Below are 23,280 nucleotides of genomic sequence, written 5' to 3' on the forward strand. Positions count from 1 at the left end.
ATCCCAAGTGAAAGCCCGGAAAAAAATATCGCGGGCCCGGGAGCGCCGACACGTGCTTTCGGCGTTCCCGGACCGGCGGCGCGGACCGGCTGTGACGGGCCGTCGACCCGGGGGAGGGGGTGCTCCGCAGGGGCATCCGCTCCGGTGGAGGTGTGATCGAAGCGGTATTCACCGTGCCCGCCGAGGCCGTTTATCCGAGGCTCGGTCGAGGTGTTCGTAAAACGTGACAAGGCCGCTTTTTCGCAGCTCGGGCGGGCTTTTTCGCGAGCAGATGTTATCTGCCCGTGATCAGGCTCTGGACGAAGGAGCGGTAGGAGCGCAGCGCCAGCCGGAGGGTCTCGGTGTCGGCGCCCTCGTCCCACGCCGCGCGCAGCGCCGCCCGCCGGGACTCGATCTCGGCGACCAGGGCGTCGGCCACCTCCGAGGCCAGCGCGTCCGCCTCGGCCACCGCGCCGCGGGGGTCGTCCACGAACCCGGTGACCGCGCCGCCCATCCGGTCCCGGGCCGACCCCGGGTCCACCCCGCGCGGCCGGGGCCGCCAGCCGTCCTCCGCAGTGGGCCCGCCGCCGCGCGCCGGTGCCGCCTTGCCGGTCTCCTCAGCCACCGTGTCCGCCTTCCGTCGTGCCGCGGCGCGCGCCGTCCGCGCGCGCCCCTCGTGTGCGCGCAGGGTCCAGCGCACCCGGCCCTCCGCTTCGGAATGGTTCACCGCTGCGCCTCCGATCCGCGTACACCGGTCCCGCCCAGCAGGGCCTCCACGAGCCGCCGGTGGGCCACCAGCAGCTCGCGCAGGTGCTCGGTGCCCTCGGTGCCGTCCCCCTGGACCCGGTGCACCTCGGCGACCTCCGCCGGATGGTCCACCGACAGGTTCCCCAGCAGGCGCTCGAACTCCTCCCCGGGCGGGTGCCCCAGGTCGAGGGCGATCGCCGCGATGACCGCCCGCGCGTCCCGCACCGAGCGCTCGGGGTCGTCGACGAACCCCTGCTGCACCGCCACCCAGGAGCGCGCGTGGTCGTCGCGCAGCTCGTCGGGGATGGCGCGCGGTCTCAGGGAGGAACGGCGCGACAGCCGCTCGGAGAGGTCGCGTTCGGCGTCCGCGGTGTTCCCGTGCAGGTGCAGGGCGTGGTCGTACTCCGCGCCGAAGCGCCGTCTGAGCCGGGCCGTGCGGCGCGCCGGGAGGATCGCGGAACGGAGGGCGATCCCGGCGCCCAGGGCCGCCACGATCACCACCAGGACGAGGATGACTAGGGGTGTCGTCTCCACGGGGGGCAACCTCCTGTGCAGAGAACCCTTGCCCCGGGGTCCCCCGGCGAAACCCGCGCGACCGGAGGCGGCCTCACCTGCCGCCGGCCACCCGCAGCACCGTTCCGCTCGCGTAGGAGGCCTCGGAGGACAGCAGCCAGGCGATCGCGTCGGCGATCTCCCCGGGACGTCCCGCACGTCGCAGCGGGATCGTCGCCGCCGCCCGGGCGGGGCGGCCGGGGTCGCCCATGGCGGCGTGCATGTCGGTCTCGATCACCCCGGGGGCGACCGCGTTGACCCGGATTCCGGACGGTCCCAACTCCTTGGAGAGGCCGACCGTCATGGCGTCCACCGCCGCCTTGGTCGCCGCGTAGTGGACGTACTCGTCCGGGCTGCCCAGGGTGGCCGCGGCCGAGGAGACGTTGACGATCGCCCCCGACCCCCGGCTCCCCATGTCCCGCGCCGCCCGGCGGCAGCACAGCAGGTAGCCGAGCACGTTGACGTCGACCACCCGCTTGAGGACCGAGGTGTCGGCGTCGGCGAACCGGCCCAGCGGCCCGGTCACCGCGGCGTTGTTGACCAGGCCGGTCACCGGCCCCAGCGCCTCCGCGGTGTCGAACAGCCGGTCGACGTCGGCCTCGACGGAGGTGTCCATGCGCACCGCCGTGCACCGGGCCCCGGCCGCGCGCACCTGCTCGGCGGTCCGCTCCGCGGCACCGGTGTCCGAGGCGTAGCCGAACACGATGTCGTGCCCGTCGCCGGCCAGCCGCACACAGGTCGCGGCACCGATGCCCCGGCCGCCGCCGGTGACCACGGTGAGAGGTCGCGTCGTCATGGGTCCCCTTCCCCGGGGCGGGCGACGGGCCCCTCGCCCGGAGCCGGCGCCCCACCGGGATCCATGGTCCCACCAGCGGGTACGCACGATCGACGGAGGGGGCGACTAGGGTGCCGCCATGAACTCCGACACCCCCCGGGGCCCCGCGGGCCTGGCCGGGACCCCCCTCACCTTCGACACCGCCGGCCACCGCCAGGTCCAGGAGAACGCCTGGGTCGACGCCACGGGCGACGCGGTCATCCTCGACTTCTTCGGCCTGGTCCCCGACCTGCCCGCCTCCCTGGAGGATCTCGACGACCTGCGCGCCCGGACCAGCGCCCACGTCGCGGGGGCGGGGATGGGCCTGGTCGAACTGGACACCGTCACCCTGGACGGCATGCCCGCCATCCGCCAGGTGGTCAAGGGCAGGGACCCCCGCCGGGAGACGGGGATGGCCTACATCGGCTCGTACACGATCCCGCGGGACCGGTGCAGCACGGTGGTCCGGGTGCAGTGCTACGAGGGGCCGGTGACCGGCATCCGGGAGGCGTCCCTCTTCCCCGCGTTCCTCGACCGCCACCAGGGGGACGTGCAGGGGGCGATGGCCGCCTGGGCCCGGCACCCCTACGCCGAGGGCGTCACCGGCGGCACCCCGCGCAACCAGGCCGAGGACCCGGTGTGGGACGACCGCTTCCCGGACCACCCGCTCTCCCGCGCCCGCCGCCTGCTCGGCGTGCTCGCGCAGTCCCTGCGGGTCGACCCGGCCTTCCGCGACCTGCCCCCGTTCCGCCACACGCCCTGACCGCACGTACGTCGCCGCCGCACCGCTTCCTCCCGAGTGGCACCGCGCTCTGCGCGTCCCCCGGGCACACCGCCTTCACCGCACCGGTGAAAGCCCCGGACCGTCCTAGAGGGGTGGGTACGTGGTACTCGCGAGACGAGAGAGGTCGTCGGGGTGGGGAGAGCAGAACCGGTGGCGGCACCGGGCCCATGGCTGGTGGCGGCGGTGCTCCTGCTGCTGTCGGGGGCGGCGGTGTTCCTGCGTACGGTCGAGGCGGCCTGGTTAGCGCCACCCGACTGGTGGGCCGCGTTCGCCCTTCCGGCGGGAGCGGTCCTGGCGGCCCGGGGCACGGTGCTGCTCCGGCGGTCGCACGCCTGGCGCCGGCGGCTCCCCGCCCGGGAGGAGATCCATGTCTCCTGTGACACCGGGCCCGGCGGGCGCCTGCCGACGGTGGGGAGACGGACGGATCCGCTGACCTGGGGCGTGGCCCCCGCGGCGGCCGACGCCCGGGACGGGGCATCCCTGCCCCCCTACGTGCCGCGCGCCGCGGACATGCGGCTCCGCGCCGCCGTTCAGGCTCAGAAATTCGTCCTCTTGACGGGGGATTCGGCCGTGGGCAAGACCCGCAGCGCCCACGAGGCGGTCCGGCACCTGACCGACCACGTCCTGATCGCCCCGCGCCCGGGCGCGCGCGTGGCCCCCGCACTCCAGGCGGCGGCCGCCCACCCCCGGTGCGTGCTGTGGCTGGACGACCTGCACCGGTGGGCCTCCGACCCGCAGCTGACCGCGCAGAACGTCGGCAACCTCCTCGGCGGGCAGGGGCGGGGCACGCACCGCGTCGTGGTGGCGACCCTGCGGGACACCGAGAAGAAGAGGCTGCTCGACGGCGACGATGCCGAGCGGTGGCGGCTGCTCCTGCGTCGCGCGGTCGAGATCCGTGTGGACCGGGTGCTGACGGACGGCGAACGGAAGCGGGCGGAGCGGTTCCGTTCGGACGAGCGGATCGCGCACGCGCTGGACCGGCGCAGCGGGCACGGGTTCGCGCCGCTCCTGGCCCGCGCTCCGGAGCTGCTCGCCGAAGTGAAGGGCGCCGGGGATCCGTCCGAGGCGGGGGAGGCGGAAACCGCCGCACACGCCCTCTCCCCGGCCTCCCAGGGGGCGCTCCTGGTGGCCGCCGCGGTGACGGTCCGCCGCTGCGGAGCGGTGGGGCCGATTCCGCGGGCGCTGGTGGAACGGCTCCACGTCCGGCTGTCGGAAGAGGCGGGGAGCGGGGACAGGCGTCCGGAGACACCGGACCGGGCCTGGGAATGGGCCACGGCGCCGCGGGCGGGAACGACGCGGCTGCTGACACCGGTCGGCGCGGACCATGTCGAGGTCTTCGACCACCTGGTGGACGAGGCCCTGAAGCGGACCCTGCCGGGCGAGCGGGTGCCGGACGCCCTGTTCGACGAGATCCTGGAGGGGGTCTCGGCGGAGGACGCCATGGTGCTGGGGTGGGAGGCGCTCAGATTCGGGCGGGACGGGGCGGCGGTGGCCGGCATGCGCAGGTCGGTCCGGCTGAGGGCGGCGGAGCGGGGCCCCGACCATCCGGACACCCTGGAGACCCGGCACCGCCTGGCACGGACCCTGATGACCATGGGCGAACCGGACGCCTCCCTGGCGGAGTACCGCGAAGTCGCGGCGGGATACCGGCGCCTGCGGGGAAAGCACTACCCGGCGACCCTGCGGAGCCGGCACCAGCTGGCGTTCGCGTTGCTGTGGGCCGACCGGCTGGAGGAGGCGGAGGCGGAGCAGCGATCGGTGGCGCAGACCATGCTCTGGGTGCTGGGACCCCAGGCCCCGGAGATCGAGGAGGCACGACAGCGCCTGTCCGTACTCGAGCGCCGTATCCGCGAGACCCGGGAACTGAACGCCGAACTGGACTGGTGAGCACCTGCGGCTCCCCGACGGGCTTGCGGCACGGATCCCGGCACCTGCCCGGGGAAAGCGGAACGGCCAGGTGTTCGGGAGAACCGAGCCGCCTGGCCGTTCTCGTCATGGAGCGGATGACGGGAATCGAACCACCCCCCGCCAGCCCGCCGACCTGCACCGATCCGAGAACCCCCAGGCCGCGCCGCTGCCCGGTAGCCCCCGGTTCCCCTGTTGCACCACACCCCGTGCGCCCTCACGGGTGCGCCAGGGCGGCGAAGTCCTCACGTCTCGTCCGGGAGCGCACGACCCCGGTTCCGGGCGGTCGGCCGGGCCACGACCGGACAGGGCACGGGGATCCGGACGGGTGGCCGGGCTCCATGGCATCACGAGAGGAATGCCGTGCGCATATCCTGGCTCACCCTCTGTCCCCACCGTTCGGCATAATGCGCCCGAAGACACAATGGAAACCGCTTATCGATGCGAGGTGCGCAGAAGAGGTGAACGGGTGAAGTCCGACCTGGTGGAACGGGGTTCCGAGGGTGGAGAGGTGACCATTCGGGTCGCCCGTCCCGGGTCGAGGGGCGTGTTCCCCGCATGCCGGGCCCAGGGGCTCCCGAGGCTCGCCCAAGTAGAGCGGAGCGGGTGGCTCAAGGACGGAGAGGCCCCCTGAACGAGCGCCTGAACAGGACTTTCAGAAAGTTTCGCTCGGCGCCTTTGCTTCTCGGGACAATGCTCGTCCGCGCACAACAGGAAATGGACGGAATCGGCCACACCGATGGCGGCGAATCATCCGGAGGGTCGTACGCCGATCTGGGGAGTGGGGGTGCTGTGATCGTTCCCGTGAAGGACCCGGAAAATTACACCTATGAAGAGCTCGTTGCCATGTACTTGGAGCTCGGGTTCAGTCAAGAGGATTCTGAAAACTTCTCTTACATTCTCAAGAATGCCGTTCCCGAAGGTTTCGAGATAAACTAGACCGAGCTGAAGGTGTGATCTCGGTCGAGCGAACCATGCCTGGCCGGCCGGACGTCGCCGCCTGCACTGCCGTTATGAGCGTCGGGCCGACCGCTTCCCGGCCTTCGTTGAGATCGCCTGCACGCTGATCTGCTACCAGAATCACCAAGTGAGGTGAGCTCTTGGAGCCCTCGCCGTTGTGCGGGTTGATGGGCGTTCGCGGATCGGGGAACCCGGCCTGGAGGTGGTCGGCCCATTCGGCGGACGTGCTCAGGGGCAGTTCGCTCTTCTCGCGGAGGTTCGCGGTGCCGAAGGAGGGGATCAGGTGCCGTTCGAGGTCGCGGTGGTAGTCGGCCCGGGTACGCTCCTCGATCCCGGAGAGGGAGTCGAAGTGCCCGCGGGCGTAGGCCGCGAGCAGGGCGGGTTCGGTGTCGGGTTCCGGGGTGGTCTTCACCCAGCCGCAGCCGGGGATCCAGCCCTCGGCCCAGTGGAGCCGGGTCGCCTCGACGTGGAGTTCGAAGGTGTGGGCGTCGGCGGGGGTGCCGCCGAGCGGCCATTCGTCCCGGTAACGGGACCTGCCACCTGCGAGTCGCGCTGACCGGTGGTCGCCATGGTGCAGGCCGTCGCTCGGGTGGCGGCCGGATCAAAGCGAATCCGCTGAAGGTCTCGGGAGATCTTCCATGCCGTGTACCGAAGGGGGCGCGCGTTCGAGGGTGAGTGACGGGAGCGGGGCGCGTCAGCCGGACCGGTCGTCGGGCGGTGCGCCTCCGGCACACCCCCAACGCGAAGACGGCCCCTGGGTGCGAAGGATCTTCGCTGTCCAGGGGCCGCCTTTCGAACGGAGCGGATGACGGGAATCGAACCCGCGCTATCAGCTTGGGAAGCTGAAGTTCTGCCATTGAACTACATCCGCGTGTGCCCGCCGCCTCAACGGCCGGTCAACCGTTGCCATCCTAGCCCATTCCCGGGGTCCGACGGCAAGTCGGCGCCGGGATCCCGTGTCGGGCGCCCCTGTTCGGCCGGTGTTCCCCCTGGTGCTTCCGCCAGGCGGTAGGTTCGGAGCGTGTTGCTCTCCGATCGCGATATCAGGTCCGAAATCGATTCCGGGCGGGTCCGGATCGACCCCTTCGACCCCGGCCTGGTCCAGCCGTCCAGCATCGACGTGCGCCTGGACCGGTTCTTCCGGGTCTTCGAGAACCACAGGTACCCGCACATCGACCCCTCCGTCGAGCAGCCGGACCTGACCCGGTTGGTGGAGACCGACCCCGACGAGGCCTTCATCCTCCACCCCGGGGAGTTCGTGCTGGCGTCCACCTACGAGGTGGTGACGCTGCCCGACGACATCGCCAGCCGGCTGGAGGGCAAGAGCTCGCTCGGGCGGCTGGGGCTGCTGACCCACTCCACGGCCGGGTTCATCGACCCGGGCTTCTCCGGGCACGTGACCCTGGAGCTGTCCAACGTCGCGACGCTGCCGATCAAGCTGTACCCCGGCATGAAGATCGGCCAGCTGTGCATGTTCCGGCTGACCTCGCCGGCCGAGCGCCCCTACGGCTCCGCGGAGTACGGCTCGCGCTACCAGGGGCAGCGGGGCCCGACGCCGTCGCGTTCGCACCTGAAGTTCACCCGTACGCGCATCGAGTCCTGACCCGGTACCCCGGCTCTTGCGGGCCGGGGTCTGGCGCGTCCGGCGTCGTGACGGTAGGTTGCGGAGCTGGCACATACCGTCGTATGGCGCTCCTGTCACGTATATGTGACCGGCATCACATTAAGAACGTGCGTGGTATAGATCACATATCGCTGTCCTGCTACGATGCAAACCCCCGGCATGGTCGGCGGACCGTTTTTATGTCGTTTAAACATGTTATCTGCTGGTTACCAACCGTCTGATCTGTGGCTACGCATCTCGGTAACGTTGCCCCCCGACGTGAACCAGGTGCTGGTCCGAACCCCGCAAGGGGCGCGCACCGGGGGGCCCTGCGCGGACCGGCTGCCTGTCGAGATCCGCGGGCGGCGATCGGGGAAGCCGGTCTGCTCCGCGGCGGGACAGCCCCGTAGAGGAGACCGTGCCAGCAGTACGCGCAGACCACTTGTACAAGGTGTTCGGTAGACAGGCCGGAGCCGCCGTCGAGCGGCTCGCCGACGGCAGTCACCGCGACACCATCGCCGACCTCGACGTGACCGCCGCGGTCATCGACGTCTCCTTCGACGTCGAGCCGGGCGAGATCTTCGTCGTCATGGGCCTGTCCGGTTCGGGCAAGTCCACACTCATCCGCATGCTCAACGGCCTGCTGGAGCCCACCTCGGGATCGGTGGAGGTCGACGGCGTCGACATCACGGCCCTGGGCAAGAAGGAGCTCCTGAAGCTGCGCGGCCAGAAGATCAGCATGGTCTTCCAGCACTTCGCCCTGCTGCCGCACCGGACGGTGCTGGAGAACGCCGCCTACGGCCTGGAACTGCGCGGCGAGCCCCGCGCCGAGCGGGCCGCCCGCGCCGCCGAGACCCTGGAACTGGTCGGCCTGGCCGGCTGGGAGGACAAGTTCCCGCACCAGCTCTCGGGCGGCATGCAGCAGCGCGTGGGCCTGGCCCGCGCCCTGGCGGCGGACACCGACATCATCCTGATGGACGAGGCGTTCAGCGCCCTCGACCCGCTGATCCGGCGGGACATGCAGACCCAGCTCCTGGAACTCCAGGAATCCCTGGGCAAGACCATCATCTTCATCACCCACGACCTCAACGAGGCCATGCGCCTGGGCGACCGCATCTGCGTGCTCCGAGACGGCCGGGTCGCCCAGATCGGCACCGCGCAGGAGATCCTCAACGAGCCCGCCAACGACTACGTCGAGCGGTTCACCGAGGACGTCGACCGCACCCGCGTGCTGACCGCCGCCTCGGCCCTGGACACCGGGGCCACCGCGGGCGCGGGCGCGCCGACGGTCGCGGCCGACACCCCGATCGCCGACCTGTACACCGACATGGCCGAATCCGAACTCGTCCGCGTGGTCGACGAGGACGGCAGCGTGCTGGGCACCGCCTCACGCACGTCCGTGCTCGCCGCCCTCGCGTCGGGGAGGGAGCGGTCGTGACCCCCGTCGACTTCCCGCCCGCCCTGCCCATCGGTGAGGGGTTCGAGGCGTTCAACAACTGGCTCAAGGCCCACTTCGGCCCGGCCTTCGACGCCATCGGCGAGTTCATCCGCTGGGCCGTGTCCGTCCTGTCGGGCTTCTTCTCCGACCCGGCGGCCGCCCAGATCACGTTCATCGCCGCGGTGATCATCGCGGTCCCGCTGCTGCGCTCGCACCGCGGCCCGCTGGCGGTGACCGTCGGCGCCGTCTCGGTGCTCTACATCCTCCAGGCGTGGACCGGCCTGGTGGACACGGTCGTCAACAGCCTGCCGCCCTTCCTGTTCCTGTGGGCGATGAACCTGTTCGACCAGTACGTCGACTCCTACTTCATCGTCTCGCTGCTGTTCCTGGCGGCGGTCACGGTGATGGGGGCGCTGAACGCGGCCTCGCGCAAGCGGACCGCGATCGTGGCCGGCGGCTGGCTGGCCGTGGTCCTCCTGGGCTGGCTGCTGCTGCCCATGCTCGTCACCGAGCCCAAGTCCCTGCTGATGATCCTCCTGCTGAGCCTGCTCGCCTACTCGGTGGCGGGCTGGAGGATGGGCGTGTTCGCGCTGGTCGCGCTGTCCCTGGTGGCCTCGGTCGGCCAGTGGGACAACGCGATGGACACCCTGGGCCTGGTCCTGGTGGCCAGCGCCATCGCGGTGGCCATCGCCATCCCGATCGGCGTCCTGGCCGCCTACAACGACCTGGTCAGCAAGATCGTCAAGCCGGTCCTGGACCTGATGCAGACGCTGCCCGCGTTCGTGTACCTGATCCCGGCGATCTTCTTCTTCTCCATCGGCGCGGTCCCCGGCGTGGTCGCGACCATCGTGTTCGCGATGCCCCCGGGCGTGCGCCTCACGGAGCTGGGCATCCGCCAGATCGACAGGGAGCTGGTGGAGGCGGGCGAGGCGTTCGGCGCCCCGGGCCGCAAGATCCTCACCGGCATCCAGCTGCCCCTGGCCCTGCCGACCATCATGGCCGGCGTCAACCAGGTCATCATGCTGGGCCTGTCCATGGTCGTCATCGCGGGCATGGTCGGCGCCGGCGGCCTGGGCAGCCAGGTCTACCAGGGCATCAGCCGCAACGACGGCGCACTCGGCTTCGAGGCCGGTATCGCCGTCGTCGTCCTCGCCATCTTCCTGGACCGCCTCACCGCGGCGGTCACCCGCAAGAGCCCGCAGGGGCGCGCCGCCGTCTCCTCGGCCTGAGCGCGCCCCGACCCGGCGGGCCGGTCGCACACGGCCCGCCGGTTCCTCCGATCCCCTAGGGAAGGAACCCCACGATGTACACCCGAAAGCGCACCGCCGCGCTGTCCGCCGCCGGCATGAGCGCGGCCCTGCTCCTCACCGCCTGCGGCAACAGCGGGGGACAGGACCTGACCGGGCCCGGCGAGGGCGAGGGCGGCGGCGACGCCCAGGAGGTCAACATCGCCCTGATCGCCTGGGAGGAGGCGATCGCCACCACCGCCATGTGGCAGGTCATCCTGGAGGAGAAGGGCTACGACGTCACGGTCACCGACGTGGACGTCGCCCCGATGTACCAGGGCGCCGCCAACGGCGACGTGGACCTGTTCCTGGACACCTGGCTGCCGGTCACCCACGCCGACTACTGGAACGACTACGGCGACGACCTCGAGGACCTCGGCACCTGGTACGACAACGCCAAGCTGACCATCACCGTCCCCGCCTACATGGAGGACGTGAACAGCATCGAGGACCTGGCCGACCACGCCGACGAGCTCGGGGGCCGCATCGTCGGCATCGAGTCGGGCGCCGGCCTGACCCGGGTCACCAAGGAGGAGGCGATGCCGGGCTACGGCCTGGACGCCGACTTCGAGCTGGTCGAGTCCTCCACCGCCGCGATGCTGGCGGAGCTGGACTCGGCGATCGCCGAGGAGGAGCCGATCGCCGTCACCCTCTGGCGTCCGCACCCGGCCTACGCCAAGCACGACCTGAAGGACCTCGAGGACCCCGAGGGCCTGATGGGCGACGCCGAGGAGATCCACGCGGTGGGCCGCAGCGGCTTCACCGAGGACTACCCGGAGCTCGCCGAGTGGCTGCAGGGCTGGGAGATGACCGACGAGGAGCTGGCCTCCCTGGAGGTGCTGACCCTGGAGGAGCACAAGGACGACCCGCAGGCCGGCGCCCGCGCCTGGCTGGCGGACAACCCCGGGTTCCTGGAGCGCACCCTGGGCGACGCGGCCGAGGGCCTGGAGTTCTAGGGCCTGCGCCGCACCCGGTGACAGGGAAGGGCCCCTCCCGTGCGGGAGGGGCCCTTCGGCATGCGGGGCCGGGTCAGGGGGCGTAGTAGCCGCCCTGGGCCCCGGGCTGGCGCCACTGGTCGATCTGGCGCCGTTTCTCCCGCTTGGGGAGGACGTACGCGGCGATCAGGCCGCCGAGGAAGCCGAACAGGTGCGCCTGCCACGAGACCCCGGGGTACTGCGGGAGCACGCCCCAGATCATCGTGCCGTAGAAGAGGACGACGCAGATCATGATGACGATGTCGACGGTCTTGCGCTCGATGATGCCGCGCAGGACGGTGTAGCCGAAGTAGCCGAAGACCAGTCCGCTGGCGCCGACGGTGACGGTGGTGGGGGCGCTGAAGAGCCAGATCCCCACACCGCTGACGACCGTGACGATCAGGGTGGTCAGCAGGAACCGGGACAGCCCGCTGAAGGCGACGAGCGAGCCCAGCACGAGGAAGGGCAGCGAGTTGCCGACGAGGTGCTGGAAGTTGCCGTGCATGAACGGAGCCGTGAGGACGGTCCAGGGAGCCCCGGTGTCCCAGGAGCGCAGGCCGAACTGGTAGTCGAGGGTTCCGAACATGAAGAAGTCGAGGATCTCGAAGACCCACATGGCCGCGAGCATCCCCGCTACGGTCAGGATGGCGGTGATTCTGGACTGCGTCACGGAACCGAGGGTAGATGACCCGGGCTTGCAACGGTATGTCCGTGGTGGGTGTGGTGCGAATTGGACTGATGTGGCCTGAGACGTCCGACTGCGTACCGTTGTGTGCACGGGTTTCGGACAGACCGTTACTCGTCCGGCCGGGACGTCGACCGGGACCCGGACCGCAAGGGCCGGCACCCTGCCCGCAGGCCCGGCCGGGTCCGGCGGGGGAGCGGCGGCGGAGCCGTCAGGAGGTCAGCGAGCGCTTGCGCGGCGGGATGCCCGCCACCGCCATGAACGCCTCGACCTTGGCCGGACTGGTGATCCCGGTCAGGGGCAGGTAGGCGCGGGAGGTGCGGCGGCTCTGCAGAGAGGGGAACCGCTTGGGGCGGCCCGCGGTGTCGCACAGGCCCAGGGAGCGCACGCCGCCGGGCAGCAGGTGGTAGGAGCCGATGTCCCCGAAGGGCACGCTGACCTCGTACTTGCCGCGCCGGTAGCGGAACTCCCCGTCCGAGACCTCCAGTACGGGGGCCTTGACGAAGAGGTGGCCGTGGGCCGCGAGCCCGCCGCCGATGAGGAGCAGCAGGACGCCGAGCGTGATGTTGGCCCAGTGGGAGGGGTCGACCGCGATGGCCACGACGCCCAGGGCCGCCAGCAGGTAGCCGCCCCACAGCTCCGCGTGCTTGCGGCCCGAGGGACAGACGAGGCGCACTGTTTCGGACACGGCAGGGGCCTTCCTCGCTGCGGTCTGGGGTGGGCGGTGATCGCCGCCGCTGTCGACTTTATCGGCTCCGCGGGGGTGCCCATGGTGGTTTCGGACACCGGAACGACGGGCTTTCCAGGGAGACGCACGCGACCTGCGGACGGATGGGCGGGGGCGCCGCCCGGGACGGCGGGGCGGCGGCGGGGCACGGCCGTCGACGCGCGAACGGATCTTTCCAACATCATGTCATCCCATGTTTATATGATCCGCTCGGCCTCCGTCGACGCCGATGGTCGGGCGGATCTTTTCGCCTTGATGAATCGTCTGTGCTCGTATGTCCGTTTTTAATTCGGTAATCGAATAGGAGCTTTGGGTAGTCAAACATCGTTTACTTTTAAGTAAACATTGTTGACTACAATGGTTTTGCCACTTCCTATTTCTGGTGCGACCGAATCACCGGTACTGAGTACCTGCTCTGGGTGTCCCCCTGGCCTGCGGGAACGCGGGATCCGCCGTTGTGTTACGGGCGCGTTGTCGTGTGATGTCGACGTCCGGGGTCGATGGGCGCGAACCGGTTGCGGATGGATCACGAATCCGGCATTGGGGCTATACAGACATTTCACTCGATGGTCTTCTGAACGACTAATCGCCTAAGTTCGGTGGGGACTGTGCGAACCACTCGATCCCCCACTGAAGGTTCGTATTAGTGATCAAGGGTGTGACTGATGCAGATTCGTAGGAAAATGCTGGGGGCCACGGCCATCGGCGTTTCGGCCGTGCTCGCGGTGAGCGCCTGTTCCCCACCTCAGGAGGAGGGCGGCGCCGCGGGTGAGAACTCGGTCACCTGGATCGTCAACCAGCCCGCGGGCGGCTGGAACCACAACGCCCCCGAGGGCGGCTCGGTCTACCTGATCCAGATGGTCCACGGGATCCTCCCGCCCACCGGTCTCTGGACCCCCGAGGGCGAGTGGGAGTGGAACACCGACCTCATCGTCAACACCCCCGAGCTGATCGAGGGCGACCAGCTCTCCTGGGAGTACCAGATCAACCCGGACGCGGTCTGGAGCGACGGCGAGCCGATCACCGCCGACGACTTCATCTGGACCTGGAAGATGAACAGCGGCGACGACGAGCTGTGCGCCGACGGCTGCAACTCCCGCGGCTCCACCCTCTCCTCCCTCATCGAGAGCGTCGAGGGCTCCGAGGACGGCAAGACCGTCACGGTGACCATGAAGGAGGGGACGCAGCACCCCGGTTGGTTCACCTTCGGCAGCGACGGGTTCTACCCGGCGCACATCGCCGAGGCCGAGGGCTTCGACCTCGACACCCCCGAGGGCATGCGGGAGTCGTCGGACTTCTTCAACGCCAACCCGGTCACCGTCTCGGGCGGCCCGTACATCTTCGAGGGCACCCCCGAGCTCGACGGCCGCGTCGTCAAGGTGGTCAACGAGGAGTACTACGGCGAGACCCCCGAGATCGACGAGATCATCCTCGAGGTCAACACCGAGGAGGGCAGCTGGGTCCCGGCGCTGACCAACGGCGAGGTCCAGGGCGGCTCCCCGGCCACCTGGTCCGACGACGTCATCACCCAGCTCGAGAGCGCTGAGAACGTCGAGTTCGAGATCGCGTCCGGCGGCAGCTGGGAGCACCTCGACCTCAACCTCGCCAGCGAGCCCCTGGACGACCTGGCCCTGCGCCAGGCGATCTTCACCGCGGTCGACGTCGCGAACATCGCCACCCGTACCTACGGCGAGAAGTTCCCGGACATCGAGCCGCGCACCAACCACGTCTTCTCCACTTCCAGCGAGTTCCACGAGGACGTCATCACCCCGACCGGCCAGGGCGCCGGCGACGCCGAGGCCGCGCTGGAGATCCTGGAGGAGGCCGGCTACGAGCTGAACGGCGAGACGCTGGAGCAGGACGGCGAGGCCGTGCGCCCGCTGCGTCTGCGCTACACCGCCGGCCACGTGGCCCGTGAGGTCATCGCCGAGCTGATCCAGGCCGACCTCGCCGAGATCGGCGTCACCGCCGAGATCGAGACCACCGACGACCTGGGCGGCACCCTCGCCGAGGGCGACTTCGACCTCATGCTCTACGGCTGGAGCACCACGCCGGAGTTCTACAGCTCCCCGCACCAGTACTGGTTCAGCGAGAGCGGCAGCAACTACGGCAAGTACGAGAACGAAGAGGTCGACGAGCTGGTCGAGAACGCGATGGACTCCGCCACCCCGGAGGAGTCCGCCGGGTTCGCCAACGAGGCCGCCGCCATCGTCGCCGAAGAGGCCTACGTGCTCCCGCTGGTGGACACCCCGGCCTACTTCTTCTACGACACCCAGTTCCTCGGGAACGTGACCGACAACCACAGCCAGTCGCGTCGGGCCATGTGGAACCAGCACGAGTGGACCGCGGTCGAGTAACGCTTTCTGACGGATCACTCCGCTCCGCCTAGTGCTCCGGGAGGAGCACCCCGCCCCCGCGGCGACCCGGGCCCGCGCCCGGCGCCGCAGGGGCGGGGCAGGGGCCCTTCCGGCCGGTGCAACCGGCCGGAAGGGCCCCCTTCCCGGGCCGGGAGCGTTCATCGAAGGACCTTCCCATGCTCGTATACACCGCGCGTCGCCTCGCCGTGGCGATCCCAGTGCTCCTGGCGGCGTCGGTCCTGGTCTTCCTCATGGTGGACCTGAGCGGCGACCCGCTCGCGGATCTGCGCATGCAGCAACCTCCCCCCTCGGAACAGGTCATCGCCGACGCGGAGGCCCGCTACTACCTGGACCGGTCGATCCCGGAGCGGTACTGGCTCTGGATGACGGGGATCGGCGGCAACGGGGACATCGGCCTGCTCCAGGGGCAGTTCGGCCCCTCCGTCCGTGGTGTGGCGTTCGACATCGGCACCGAGCTGTCGGCGAGCATCGCCGTCACCCTGCGCCTCGTGACCGCCGCCGTGATCGCGGCCCTGGGCCTGGCCATCCTCTCCGGCGTGGTCAGCGCCATGCGCCAGTACTCCAAGCTCGACTACACCCTCACCTTCATCGGCTTCCTCGCCCTGGCCATGCCGACCTTCTGGCTGGGCGCGCTGATCAAGGAGGGCGGCCTGTGGTTCAACCAGACCACCGGCAGCAGCTTCTTCTTCACCATCGGGGCCAACTCGGCCCGGGTGAGCAACATGACCAACTGGGAGTACTTCCTCGACTCCGCGGGCCACCTCGTACTCCCCACCATCACCCTGATGCTCACCAGCTTCGCGTCGTGGAGCCGCTACCAGCGCACGTCGATGCTGGAGGTGCTCAACAGCGACTACGTCCGGCTGGCCCGGGCCAAGGGTGTGCCCAACCGTGTGGTGGTGCGCCGCCACGCCCTGCGCACCGCGCTCATCCCCCTGGTCACCGTGGCCACCATCGGCATCGTCGGCATCATCGAAGGCGTCGTCATCACCGAGACGATCTTCCAGTGGCGCGGACTCGGCTACTTCTTCATCGAGGCGGTCAAGGCACAGGACGCGTTCGCGGTCATGTCCTGGCTCATGTTGAGCGGCACGCTCGTGGTGGTCGCCAACCTCGTCGCCGACATCCTGTACGGCGTTCTCGACCCGAGGATCCGCTATGAGTGAAATGCAGAGCAGCGTCGCGATGAACGACGGCGGTCCGGGCACGCCGGCGAAGGCGCCGGCCAAGGGCGGGGACCGCACCCAGATCCAGCTCGTCTGGCGGAGGTTCCGGCGGCACCGCGCCGCCATGATCAGCCTGGTGCTCCTGGGGCTGATCGTCGCCTTCGCCTTCCTCGGGCCCCTGGTCTGGCCGTGGGGCTACACCGTGAACCCGGACATCCCCAGCAACGCGGGGCCGAGCCTGGAGCACCCCTTCGGCACCACCAAGCAGGGCACCGACGTGTTCGCGCAGACCATGCGCGGGGCCCAGCAGTCCCTCAAGGTCGCCCTGACCGTCGCGGTCGTCTCCACCGTCGTGGGCGCGACCTGGGGCGCCGTCGCGGGGTACTACCGCGGACGCACCGACGCGATCATGATGAGGATCGCCGACATCTTCCTCATCATCCCGCTCATCGTCGCGGTCGCCTCCATCAACGGCGCGGTCCGCGGCGGCACCACCTGGTACGCGGTGGCGCTCATCATGTGCCTGTTCTCGTGGGCGACCGTCGCCCGCGTGGTCCGCGGCGTGGTGCTCTCCCTGCGCGAGCAGGAGTTCATCGAGGCGGCGCGCGCGGCCGGGGCCCGGGCCTCCCGGATCATCTTCCGCCACCTGCTGCCCAACGCCGCGGGGCCGATCATCGTCGCCGCCACGCTGCTCATCGCGGTCGCGGTGCTGACGGAGGCGGGCCTGTCCTTCATCGGGTTCGGCATCCAGCCGCCCGACATCTCGCTCGGGAAGATGGTGGAGGGCGCGCGCACCGCCGCCTTCACCCGGCCCTGGCTGTTCTACCCGCCCGGCGTGCTGATCGTCCTCATCTGCCTGACGATCAACTTCATCGGTGACGGGCTGCGGGACGCCCTCGACCCACGACAGACGATGGTGCGGCGATGACCACGACGGACAACATCAACGACGGCGCCACCGCGACCGTCGACACGGACATCGTCCTGGACGTCCAGGACCTCAACGTCACCTTCTCCTCCGAGGACGGCCCCCTGCGGGCCGTGCGCGGGGTGTCCTACCGGGTGCGCCGGGGCGAGGCCCTGGGCATCGTCGGCGAGTCCGGCTCGGGCAAGTCGGTGACCTCCATGGCGATCATGGGCCTGCTGCCCAAGACCGCCGAGGTGTCCGGCTCGGCCCGGGTGCTCGGACAGGAGGTCATCGGCCTCAACGACGCCCAGATCAGCAAGGTGCGCGGCGAGAAGATCGCCATGATCTTCCAGGACCCGCTGACCTCGCTGAACCCGGTGTACACCATCGGGTACCAGATCGCCGAGGCGGTGCTCACCCATCGCAAGGTCACCAAGCAGCAGGCCAGGGAGCGGGCGGTCGAGCTGCTCGACAAGGTGGGCATCCCCCACCCGGAGCGGCGCGTCGACCAGTACCCCCACGAGCTCTCCGGCGGTATGCGCCAGCGCGTCGTCATCGCCATCGCGATGGCCAACGACCCGGACGTGATCATCGCCGACGAGCCCACCACCGCCCTGGACGTGACGGTCCAGGCCCAGGTGCTGGAGGCCCTGGAGGCGGCGCGCAGGGAGACCGGTGCGGCCCTGGTGCTCATCACCCACGACCTCGGCGTGGTCGCCGGGCACGTGGACCGGGTGGCCGTGATGTACGCGGGCCGCCTGGTGGAGACCGGGACCGTCGAGGACGTCTTCTACCGGCCCCGGATGCCCTACGCGCTGGGGCTGCTGGGGTCGCTGCCGCGGATGGACGAGGCGCGCAGCGAGAAGCTCACGCCCATCCTGGGGACGCCGCCCTCGCTGCTCGACCTGCCGCGGGGCTGCGGGTTCGCCCCGCGCTGCCCGATGGCCCAGGACATCTGCCACGCGCAGGAGCCGGCCCTGGAGGCGGCCGTGGACGGGGACGACCCCGACCCGTTCCGCCGCCACGCCGCCGCCTGCCACTTCAGCGAGCAGCTGGTGGACGCCCGGCCCGAGGACCTGTTCCGGGCCACCGCCCTGGACGCGGAGGCCCCCGCGGAACTCGTCGAGGCCGAGGGCGCCGAAGCCGCCGGGACCGCCGGACCGGAGGAGCGGCCGGAGGCGGTGTCGTCCGAGGTGCTGCTGTCCGCGGTCGACCTGGTCAAGAACTTCCCGATCCGCTCCAAGGGCATCCTGCGGCGCAGGATCGGCGAGGTCCAGGCGGTCTCGGGGATCTCCCTCGAACTGCGCGAGCACGAGACCCTCGCGCTCGTCGGCGAGTCCGGCTGCGGCAAGTCCACCACGGCGCGCCTGCTGCTCCAGCTCATCCGGCAGACGTCGGGCGAGGTCACCTACATGGGGCAGCCCCTGCACTCGCTCAGCGAAGCCCAGATGAGGCCGCTGCGGCGAGACCTGCAGCTGGTGTTCCAGGACCCGTTCGCGTCCCTGGACCCGCGCATGACGGTCTCGGACATCATCGCCGAGCCCATGCAGATCCACGGCCGGGGCAAGGGCGCCAAGCAGCGGGTCAGGGAGCTGCTGGAACTGGTCGGGCTCAACCCCGAGCACGGCTCCCGCTACCCGCACGAGTTCTCCGGCGGCCAGCGGCAGCGCATCGGCATCGCCCGCGCGCTGTCGCTCAACCCGAAGGTGCTCATCCTGGACGAGCCCGTGTCGGCGCTGGACGTGTCGATCCAGGCCGGGGTGATCAACCTGCTGGAGGACCTCCAGGACGAGCTGGGCCTGTCGTACCTGTTCGTGTCGCACGACCTGTCGGTGGTCCGGCACATCTCCGACCGGGTGGCCGTGATGTACCTCGGCAAGATCGTGGAGACGGGGACGACGGAGCAGCTGTTCGACGCGCCGGCGCACCCGTACACCCAGGCGCTCATCTCGGCGATCCCGCTGCCGGACCCGGTCAAGGAGCGGACCCGCGAGCGGATCGTGGTCACGGGCGACGTGCCCAGCCCGGCCGACCCGCCCTCGGGGTGCCGGTTCCGGACGCGCTGCCCGAAGTTCGCCAACGAGCTGACCGACGAGCAGCGCAACCTGTGCGTCGAGGAGCCGCCCGGCCTGCTGGACCGGGGCACCGGGCACCGGGACGCCTGCCACTACTCACAGGTGGTGGAGCTGATCTGATCCCGCGCCACCGTTCCCGGGGCTGTTCGGGCCGGGAACGGCGGAGGCGGGGTCCGCGGCGGTGCCGGGGGCGACCCCCGGCACCGCCGTGCCGCGTTCGGGCAGGTATTCCTCTTCTGTCCACATGTGGACCGCTCTGGTGGGTAATCGAGAGCGTTGTCCGCTCCGGCCTGCGGCGGTACGGAAAAGGGGATTGTGCTCCCGGCGTGTGCGCGTGGCGACCCGCGGTGAGATTCGGCTAGGTTCGTGGTCTTCCGTCCGAGCCTTTGGAGATCCATGAGAGCCCCGACCCCCCTGGCCGGCCCCCGCCCCCGGTGGGCCGCAGCCGCGGCGGCCGCCCTGCTGCCGCTCGGCCTCCTCGCCGCCCCCGCACACGCCGAGCCGGTCGCGGAGACCGTGACCGACCTGCGAGCCGACCTCGACGAGATCCTGGCGGACCCCTCCGTCACCGACGCCGGAGTGGTCGTCCTCGACCCGGCGACGGGCGAGGAGCTGTACTCCCGCGACGCGGACACGCCCTACGTGCCCGCCTCCAACATGAAGCTGTTCACGGCCGCCGCCGCCCTGGAGGTCCTGGGGCCGGACCGCACCTTCGACACCGAGGTCGTCGTCCCCGCCGGGTACGGCCGGCCGCGCACGGTCGAGGACGTGTACCTGGTCGGCGGCGGCGACCCCACCCTGTCGGCCGCCGACATCGACGCGCTGGCCGCCGACGTGGCCGCCTCCGGGGTCAGGGTCGTCAAGGGGGACGTGGTCGCCGACGACACCTGGTTCGACGACGAGCGCCTGGTGGACGACTGGTGGCCCGAGGACGAGCCCTACGCCTACTCGGCGCAGATCTCCGCGCTCACCGTCGCCCACGGGGACCGGTTCGACACCGGCGTCACCGAGGTCACCGTCACCGCCGCCGCCCAGGGCGAGGCGCCCGCGGTGGACCTGGGCGCCGCCGAGGGCTACATGGAGCTGGACAACCGGGCCGTCACCGGCGCGCCCGGCAGCGGCAACACCCTGGTCGTGGACCGGCCGGTGGGCACCAACACCATCGTGGTGACCGGGTCGATCCCGCAGGGCGGCGCCCCGGTCGCCGTGCTGCGCACGGTGGACGAGCCCGCCGGGCTGGCCGGGCACCTGTTCGAGCAGGCGCTGGAGGAGCACGGCGTCAGGGTGCGCGGCGGGGTCGGGCAGGGCGAGGTCCCCGCCGACCTGGACACGCGCGTGGTCGCCGACCACACCTCCGCTGAGCTGTCCGAGATCCTGGTGCCGTTCATGAAGTTCAGCAACAACGGCCACGCCGAGATGCTGATCAAGGCCATCGGCCGCGAGACCGCGGGCGAGGGCACGTGGGAGGCCGGCCGGGCCGGTGTCGCCGAGGCCGTGGCCGGTCTGGGCGTGGACACCGAGGGCGTCGTGTTCCACGACGGCTCCGGGCTCTCGCGTACCGACCGGCTGACCGCGACCGCGGTCACGGAGCTGCTGACCGCCGCGCGCGGGGCCGACTGGTACCCCGTGTGGGAGGCGTCGCTGCCGGTCGCCGGGATCGCCGACCCCTTCGTCGGGGGCACGCTGCGCAACCGCATGGCGGGCACCGCGGCCCAGGGCGTGGTGAGCGCCAAGACCGGCACCATGAGCGGGGTCAGCGGCCTGTCCGGGTACGTGCCCGGCGCCGACGGCGGCGACGGCCTGGTCTTCTCCATCCTCAACAACGGGCACACCGGGCCGGCGCCCGTCGCCGTGCAGGACGCGATCGCGGTCCGGCTGGCCGAGCACCTGGGCCACGGGCCGGCGCTGCGGACGCAGGGCGCCCGGGTCCCGGAGGGCGCGCCGGGCGCGGAGACCGGTGAGCTGGAGTGCTCCTGGGAGCTGACCTGCTGATCCGCCACCGATAGCGGGACGGGCCGGGGTTCGTGGGGAGCCCCGGCCCGTCGCGTGCCCGGCGTTGTCCACAGGTCCGGGACCGCCGGTGTCGCCCGCGCCCCGGACCTGGCACCCTGAGATCGGGAAAGGGCCGAAGGAGCCGTGACGGGCCTTCGCGCCGCAGCCCTCCCACCGACCGCCGCCGGAAAGCGAGCCCCCGTCCGTGAACCTCGCCATGGTCTACGTGGGGGAGGGGATCCTCCAGATCTTCTCCCTGATCTTCTTCGTCCTGCTGCTCCTCGGAGTGGGCCTGCTGGCCAGCAGGATGATGGGGGTGCCCTTCAGCCTGCCCCGGCTGCTGCTGGCCGGGCTGGTCGGCCTGATCCTGGGGTCGGCCGTGGGGGCGCTGCTGTACTACGGCTCCCTGGAGCGGCTGTCGGCGGAGGCGCCCATCATCTCGCCCGGCCCGGAGTACGTCATGGTCACCATGGCCATGTCCGCCGTCGTGGCGATGCTCGCCTTCGTCGGGCTGGAGCTCGCCATCCCGCGCGGCACCCGGCCGCGCCCGCTGCAAACGGTCCTCGCGGTGGCCCACTGGTTCGGGCGGGTGCGCCGGTACCGGCAGATCACGTGGATCCTGGCCCGGCGCGGGCTGTGGGGCTACGTCACCGGCCGCCGCGAGGACGGCGAGGACACCTCCACCCAGCGGCGGCTGGCCCGGTCGCTGGCCCGCTCCATGGAGGAGGCCGGGGTGGTGTTCGTCAAGCTCGGGCAGGTGCTGGCCACCCGGCGCGACCTGCTGCCACCGGTGTTCGTCGAGGAGCTGGGGCGGTTGCACAGCGAGGTCGCCCCCATCCCGGCGGAGCGGATCCGGGAGGTGGTCGAGCGCGGGCTGGGCCGCCCCGTGGACGAGGTGTTCGCCGAGTTCTCCGCCGAGCCGCTGGCCGCGGCGTCCATCGCCCAGGCGCACACCGCACGGCTCGTCGACGGCGAGGAGGTGGTGGTCAAGGTGCAGCGGCCGGGGATCGCCCCGGTGGTCCAGCGCGACCTCGACATCATCCGGCGGCTGGCCGCCCGCTTCGACGAGTACACCGACTGGGGGCCGGCCATCGGGGTGGTGGACCTGGCGGAGGGGTTCGCCGAGGCGCTGCTGGAAGAGCTGGACTTCGAGGTGGAGGCGACCAACATCGCCGCCGTCGCCGAGGCCGCGCCGGACTCGCGGGTCCGCATCCCGCGGGTGTACGACGACTACACCGGCACGCGGATCCTGGTGATGGAGCGGCTGCACGGCGTCTCCGTGGGCGCCGTCGACCCCGCCGACGTGGACGGGGAGGGGATCGCCCGCGCCCTGCTGGACTGCCTGCTGGAGCAGGTGATGATCAGCGGCATCTTCCACGCCGACCCGCACCCCGGCAATATCCTGCTGCTCGATGACGGCGGGGTGGGGCTGCTCGACTACGGGTCGGTGGGGCGGCTGGACGGCCAGACCCGGGAGGCGCTGCGGCTCATGCTGGTGGCGCTGGACCGGCGCGACGCCGTGCTGCTCACCGACACCCTGCTGGACGTGGTCACCGACCCGGACGGGGTGGACGGGGAGCGGCTGCGCCGGGCGCTGGGGCAGTTCATGGCCCGCCACCTGCAGGGCGGGATGACGGCGAGCATGCGGATGTTCACCGAGCTGCTGCTCATCGTCACGCGGTTCGGCCTCACCCTCCCGGCGGAGCTGGCCGCGGTGTTCCGCGCCCTGGCCACCCTGGAGGGCACCCTGGTGCACCTGTCGCCGGGGTTCGACACCGTCGCCGAGGCCAAGCGCTTCGCCGGGGAGCGCATGTCGGAGCAGCTGCGCGGAGAGGCGCTGCGCGATCTGGCGGTGGACGAGATCGTCGCGCTGCTGCCCACGCTGCGGCGGCTGCCGCGCAGGCTGGACCGGATCACCGACCAGCTGCACAAGGGCCGGTTCACGATCCAGGTGCGGCCCTTCGCCCACCCCGAGGACCGGCGGCTGCTGAGCGGACTCGCCCGCCAGGCGATCCTCACCGTCCTGGCCGTGGCCACGGGCATGATGTCGGTGGGGCTGTTCAACGTCACCGACGGCCCCCACGTGGAGTGGGCGGACATGACCGTCCGTGCCCAGCTGCTCAACGGCGCGGCCTGGCTGCTCCTGGCCGTCGCCGCCCTCATCGTGCTGCGCCTCCTGGTCGGCGTCGCCCGCGACGCCGCCCGCCACCGGCCATGACCGCCCCGCCGGGGCCGGACGGTGCGTCGATGAGCGCCGTCGCGTACGCCCCCAGCGCCTCGGACCCCTCGGCGATCAGCTTGACCTTCT

Annotated in this window: 19 protein-coding genes and 1 tRNA gene; 13 read left to right on the plus strand and 7 right to left on the minus strand. The window is 71.0% G+C overall.

The window, feature by feature from the left end:
- Positions 1-274: 274 nt before the first annotated feature.
- The 3 genes from ABZ249_RS17185 to ABZ249_RS17195 form a co-directional block, all read right to left on the minus strand.
- Entirely contained in the window at positions 275-604 is a 330-nt protein-coding gene (locus ABZ249_RS17185) for a hypothetical protein (protein WP_355263464.1), read from the minus strand.
- A 98-nt stretch (positions 605-702) separates the two neighbouring features.
- The gene (locus ABZ249_RS17190; protein WP_355263467.1) at positions 703-1,260 is read right to left on the minus strand and encodes a hypothetical protein; all 558 of its coding nucleotides are present in this window, start codon (positions 1,258-1,260) and stop codon (positions 703-705) included.
- 73 nt (positions 1,261-1,333) lie between these two features.
- The gene (locus ABZ249_RS17195) at positions 1,334-2,074 is read right to left on the minus strand and encodes an SDR family oxidoreductase (RefSeq protein ID WP_355263470.1); all 741 of its coding nucleotides are present in this window, start codon (positions 2,072-2,074) and stop codon (positions 1,334-1,336) included.
- A 118-nt stretch (positions 2,075-2,192) separates the two neighbouring features.
- Here ABZ249_RS17195 and ABZ249_RS17200 point away from each other — a divergent pair, with 118 nt between their 5' ends.
- The 3 genes from ABZ249_RS17200 (at position 2,193) to ABZ249_RS17210 (ending at position 5,720) form a co-directional block, all read left to right on the plus strand.
- Complete coding sequence (locus ABZ249_RS17200) at positions 2,193-2,855, plus strand: hypothetical protein (RefSeq protein WP_355263473.1); 663 nt, start codon at positions 2,193-2,195, stop codon at positions 2,853-2,855.
- A 171-nt stretch (positions 2,856-3,026) separates the two neighbouring features.
- Positions 3,027-4,763: a tetratricopeptide repeat protein gene (locus tag ABZ249_RS17205; protein ID WP_355263476.1), complete on the plus strand. Its 1,737-nt coding sequence runs from the start codon at positions 3,027-3,029 to the stop codon at positions 4,761-4,763.
- 624 nt (positions 4,764-5,387) lie between these two features.
- Positions 5,388-5,720 carry a hypothetical protein gene (locus ABZ249_RS17210; protein WP_355263479.1) on the plus strand — a complete coding sequence of 111 codons (333 nt, stop codon included), beginning with the start codon at positions 5,388-5,390 and terminating at the stop codon, positions 5,718-5,720.
- On the opposite strand, the gene ABZ249_RS17215 is transcribed toward ABZ249_RS17210, so the two are convergent.
- Positions 5,683-6,153 carry a hypothetical protein gene (locus tag ABZ249_RS17215; protein WP_355263535.1) on the minus strand — a complete coding sequence of 157 codons (471 nt, stop codon included), beginning with the start codon at positions 6,151-6,153 and terminating at the stop codon, positions 5,683-5,685. The two genes, ABZ249_RS17210 and ABZ249_RS17215, sit on opposite strands and share 38 nt — an antisense overlap.
- Before the next feature lie 388 nt (positions 6,154-6,541).
- A tRNA-Gly gene (locus tag ABZ249_RS17220) sits at positions 6,542-6,612 on the minus strand.
- Between the two features lie 150 nt (positions 6,613-6,762).
- Here ABZ249_RS17220 and dcd point away from each other — a divergent pair.
- The 4 genes from dcd (at position 6,763) to ABZ249_RS17240 (ending at position 11,024) form a co-directional block, all read left to right on the plus strand.
- Entirely contained in the window at positions 6,763-7,344 is a 582-nt protein-coding gene (dcd, locus tag ABZ249_RS17225) for a dCTP deaminase (protein WP_220563778.1), read from the plus strand.
- A gap of 442 nt (positions 7,345-7,786) precedes the next feature.
- Positions 7,787-8,782 (plus strand): betaine/proline/choline family ABC transporter ATP-binding protein, encoded by a 996-nt coding sequence (locus ABZ249_RS17230; protein ID WP_355263526.1) that lies wholly within the window; start codon positions 7,787-7,789, stop codon positions 8,780-8,782.
- Complete coding sequence (locus ABZ249_RS17235; RefSeq protein WP_355263483.1) at positions 8,779-10,011, plus strand: ABC transporter permease subunit; 1,233 nt, start codon at positions 8,779-8,781, stop codon at positions 10,009-10,011. The genes ABZ249_RS17230 and ABZ249_RS17235 overlap by 4 nt, the downstream gene beginning before the upstream one ends.
- Positions 10,012-10,085: 74 nt before the next feature.
- Positions 10,086-11,024 carry a glycine betaine ABC transporter substrate-binding protein gene (locus ABZ249_RS17240; protein ID WP_355263486.1) on the plus strand — a complete coding sequence of 313 codons (939 nt, stop codon included), beginning with the start codon at positions 10,086-10,088 and terminating at the stop codon, positions 11,022-11,024.
- 73 nt (positions 11,025-11,097) lie between these two features.
- Here ABZ249_RS17240 and ABZ249_RS17245 read toward each other — a convergent pair whose 3' ends face one another.
- Together ABZ249_RS17245 and ABZ249_RS17250 are read right to left on the minus strand one after the other, a co-directional pair.
- The gene (locus tag ABZ249_RS17245; protein ID WP_355263489.1) at positions 11,098-11,712 is read right to left on the minus strand and encodes a rhomboid family intramembrane serine protease; all 615 of its coding nucleotides are present in this window, start codon (positions 11,710-11,712) and stop codon (positions 11,098-11,100) included.
- A 226-nt stretch (positions 11,713-11,938) separates the two neighbouring features.
- Complete coding sequence (locus ABZ249_RS17250; protein ID WP_355263492.1) at positions 11,939-12,415, minus strand: hypothetical protein; 477 nt, start codon at positions 12,413-12,415, stop codon at positions 11,939-11,941.
- A 704-nt stretch (positions 12,416-13,119) separates the two neighbouring features.
- Here ABZ249_RS17250 and ABZ249_RS17255 point away from each other — a divergent pair.
- The 6 genes from ABZ249_RS17255 (at position 13,120) to ABZ249_RS17280 (ending at position 23,190) form a co-directional block, all read left to right on the plus strand.
- On the plus strand, positions 13,120-14,811 hold the full coding sequence (locus tag ABZ249_RS17255) for an ABC transporter family substrate-binding protein (protein ID WP_355263495.1): 1,692 nt from the start codon (positions 13,120-13,122) through the stop codon (positions 14,809-14,811).
- 176 nt (positions 14,812-14,987) lie between these two features.
- Positions 14,988-15,998, plus strand: a complete 1,011-nt coding sequence (locus ABZ249_RS17260) for an ABC transporter permease (protein ID WP_220563772.1) — start codon at positions 14,988-14,990, stop codon at positions 15,996-15,998.
- A 19-nt stretch (positions 15,999-16,017) separates the two neighbouring features.
- Positions 16,018-16,926: an ABC transporter permease gene (locus ABZ249_RS17265; protein WP_355263529.1), complete on the plus strand. Its 909-nt coding sequence runs from the start codon at positions 16,018-16,020 to the stop codon at positions 16,924-16,926.
- Entirely contained in the window at positions 16,923-19,100 is a 2,178-nt protein-coding gene (locus ABZ249_RS17270; RefSeq protein ID WP_355263499.1) for an ABC transporter ATP-binding protein, read from the plus strand. The genes ABZ249_RS17265 and ABZ249_RS17270 overlap by 4 nt, the downstream gene beginning before the upstream one ends.
- Before the next feature lie 276 nt (positions 19,101-19,376).
- Positions 19,377-20,972 (plus strand): D-alanyl-D-alanine carboxypeptidase/D-alanyl-D-alanine-endopeptidase, encoded by a 1,596-nt coding sequence (dacB, locus tag ABZ249_RS17275; protein ID WP_355263502.1) that lies wholly within the window; start codon positions 19,377-19,379, stop codon positions 20,970-20,972.
- A gap of 217 nt (positions 20,973-21,189) precedes the next feature.
- Positions 21,190-23,190 (plus strand): AarF/UbiB family protein, encoded by a 2,001-nt coding sequence (locus ABZ249_RS17280; RefSeq protein ID WP_355263532.1) that lies wholly within the window; start codon positions 21,190-21,192, stop codon positions 23,188-23,190.
- The last annotated feature ends 90 nt before the right edge of the window (positions 23,191-23,280 follow it).

The sequence above is a fragment of the Nocardiopsis sp. NPDC006139 genome (assembly GCF_040614155.1).
Classification (GTDB): domain Bacteria; phylum Actinomycetota; class Actinomycetes; order Streptosporangiales; family Streptosporangiaceae; genus Nocardiopsis; species Nocardiopsis changdeensis.

Bases quoted from the DNA above. Each gene is read 5' to 3' on its own strand.
- ABZ249_RS17270 (WP_355263499.1), top strand. From the start codon at position 16,923: ATGACCACGACGGACAACATCAACGACGGCGCCACCGCGACCGTCGAC.
- ABZ249_RS17195 (WP_355263470.1), bottom strand. From the start codon at position 2,074: ATGACGACGCGACCTCTCACCGTGGTCACCGGCGGCGGCCGGGGCATC.
- ABZ249_RS17265 (WP_355263529.1), top strand. From the start codon at position 16,018: ATGAACGACGGCGGTCCGGGCACGCCGGCGAAGGCGCCGGCCAAGGGC.
- ABZ249_RS17260 (WP_220563772.1), top strand. From the start codon at position 14,988: ATGCTCGTATACACCGCGCGTCGCCTCGCCGTGGCGATCCCAGTGCTC.
- ABZ249_RS17255 (WP_355263495.1), top strand. From the start codon at position 13,120: ATGCAGATTCGTAGGAAAATGCTGGGGGCCACGGCCATCGGCGTTTCG.
- ABZ249_RS17240 (WP_355263486.1), top strand. From the start codon at position 10,086: ATGTACACCCGAAAGCGCACCGCCGCGCTGTCCGCCGCCGGCATGAGC.
- ABZ249_RS17200 (WP_355263473.1), top strand. From the start codon at position 2,193: ATGAACTCCGACACCCCCCGGGGCCCCGCGGGCCTGGCCGGGACCCCC.
- ABZ249_RS17280 (WP_355263532.1), top strand. From the start codon at position 21,190: ATGGTCTACGTGGGGGAGGGGATCCTCCAGATCTTCTCCCTGATCTTC.
- dacB (WP_355263502.1), top strand. From the start codon at position 19,377: ATGAGAGCCCCGACCCCCCTGGCCGGCCCCCGCCCCCGGTGGGCCGCA.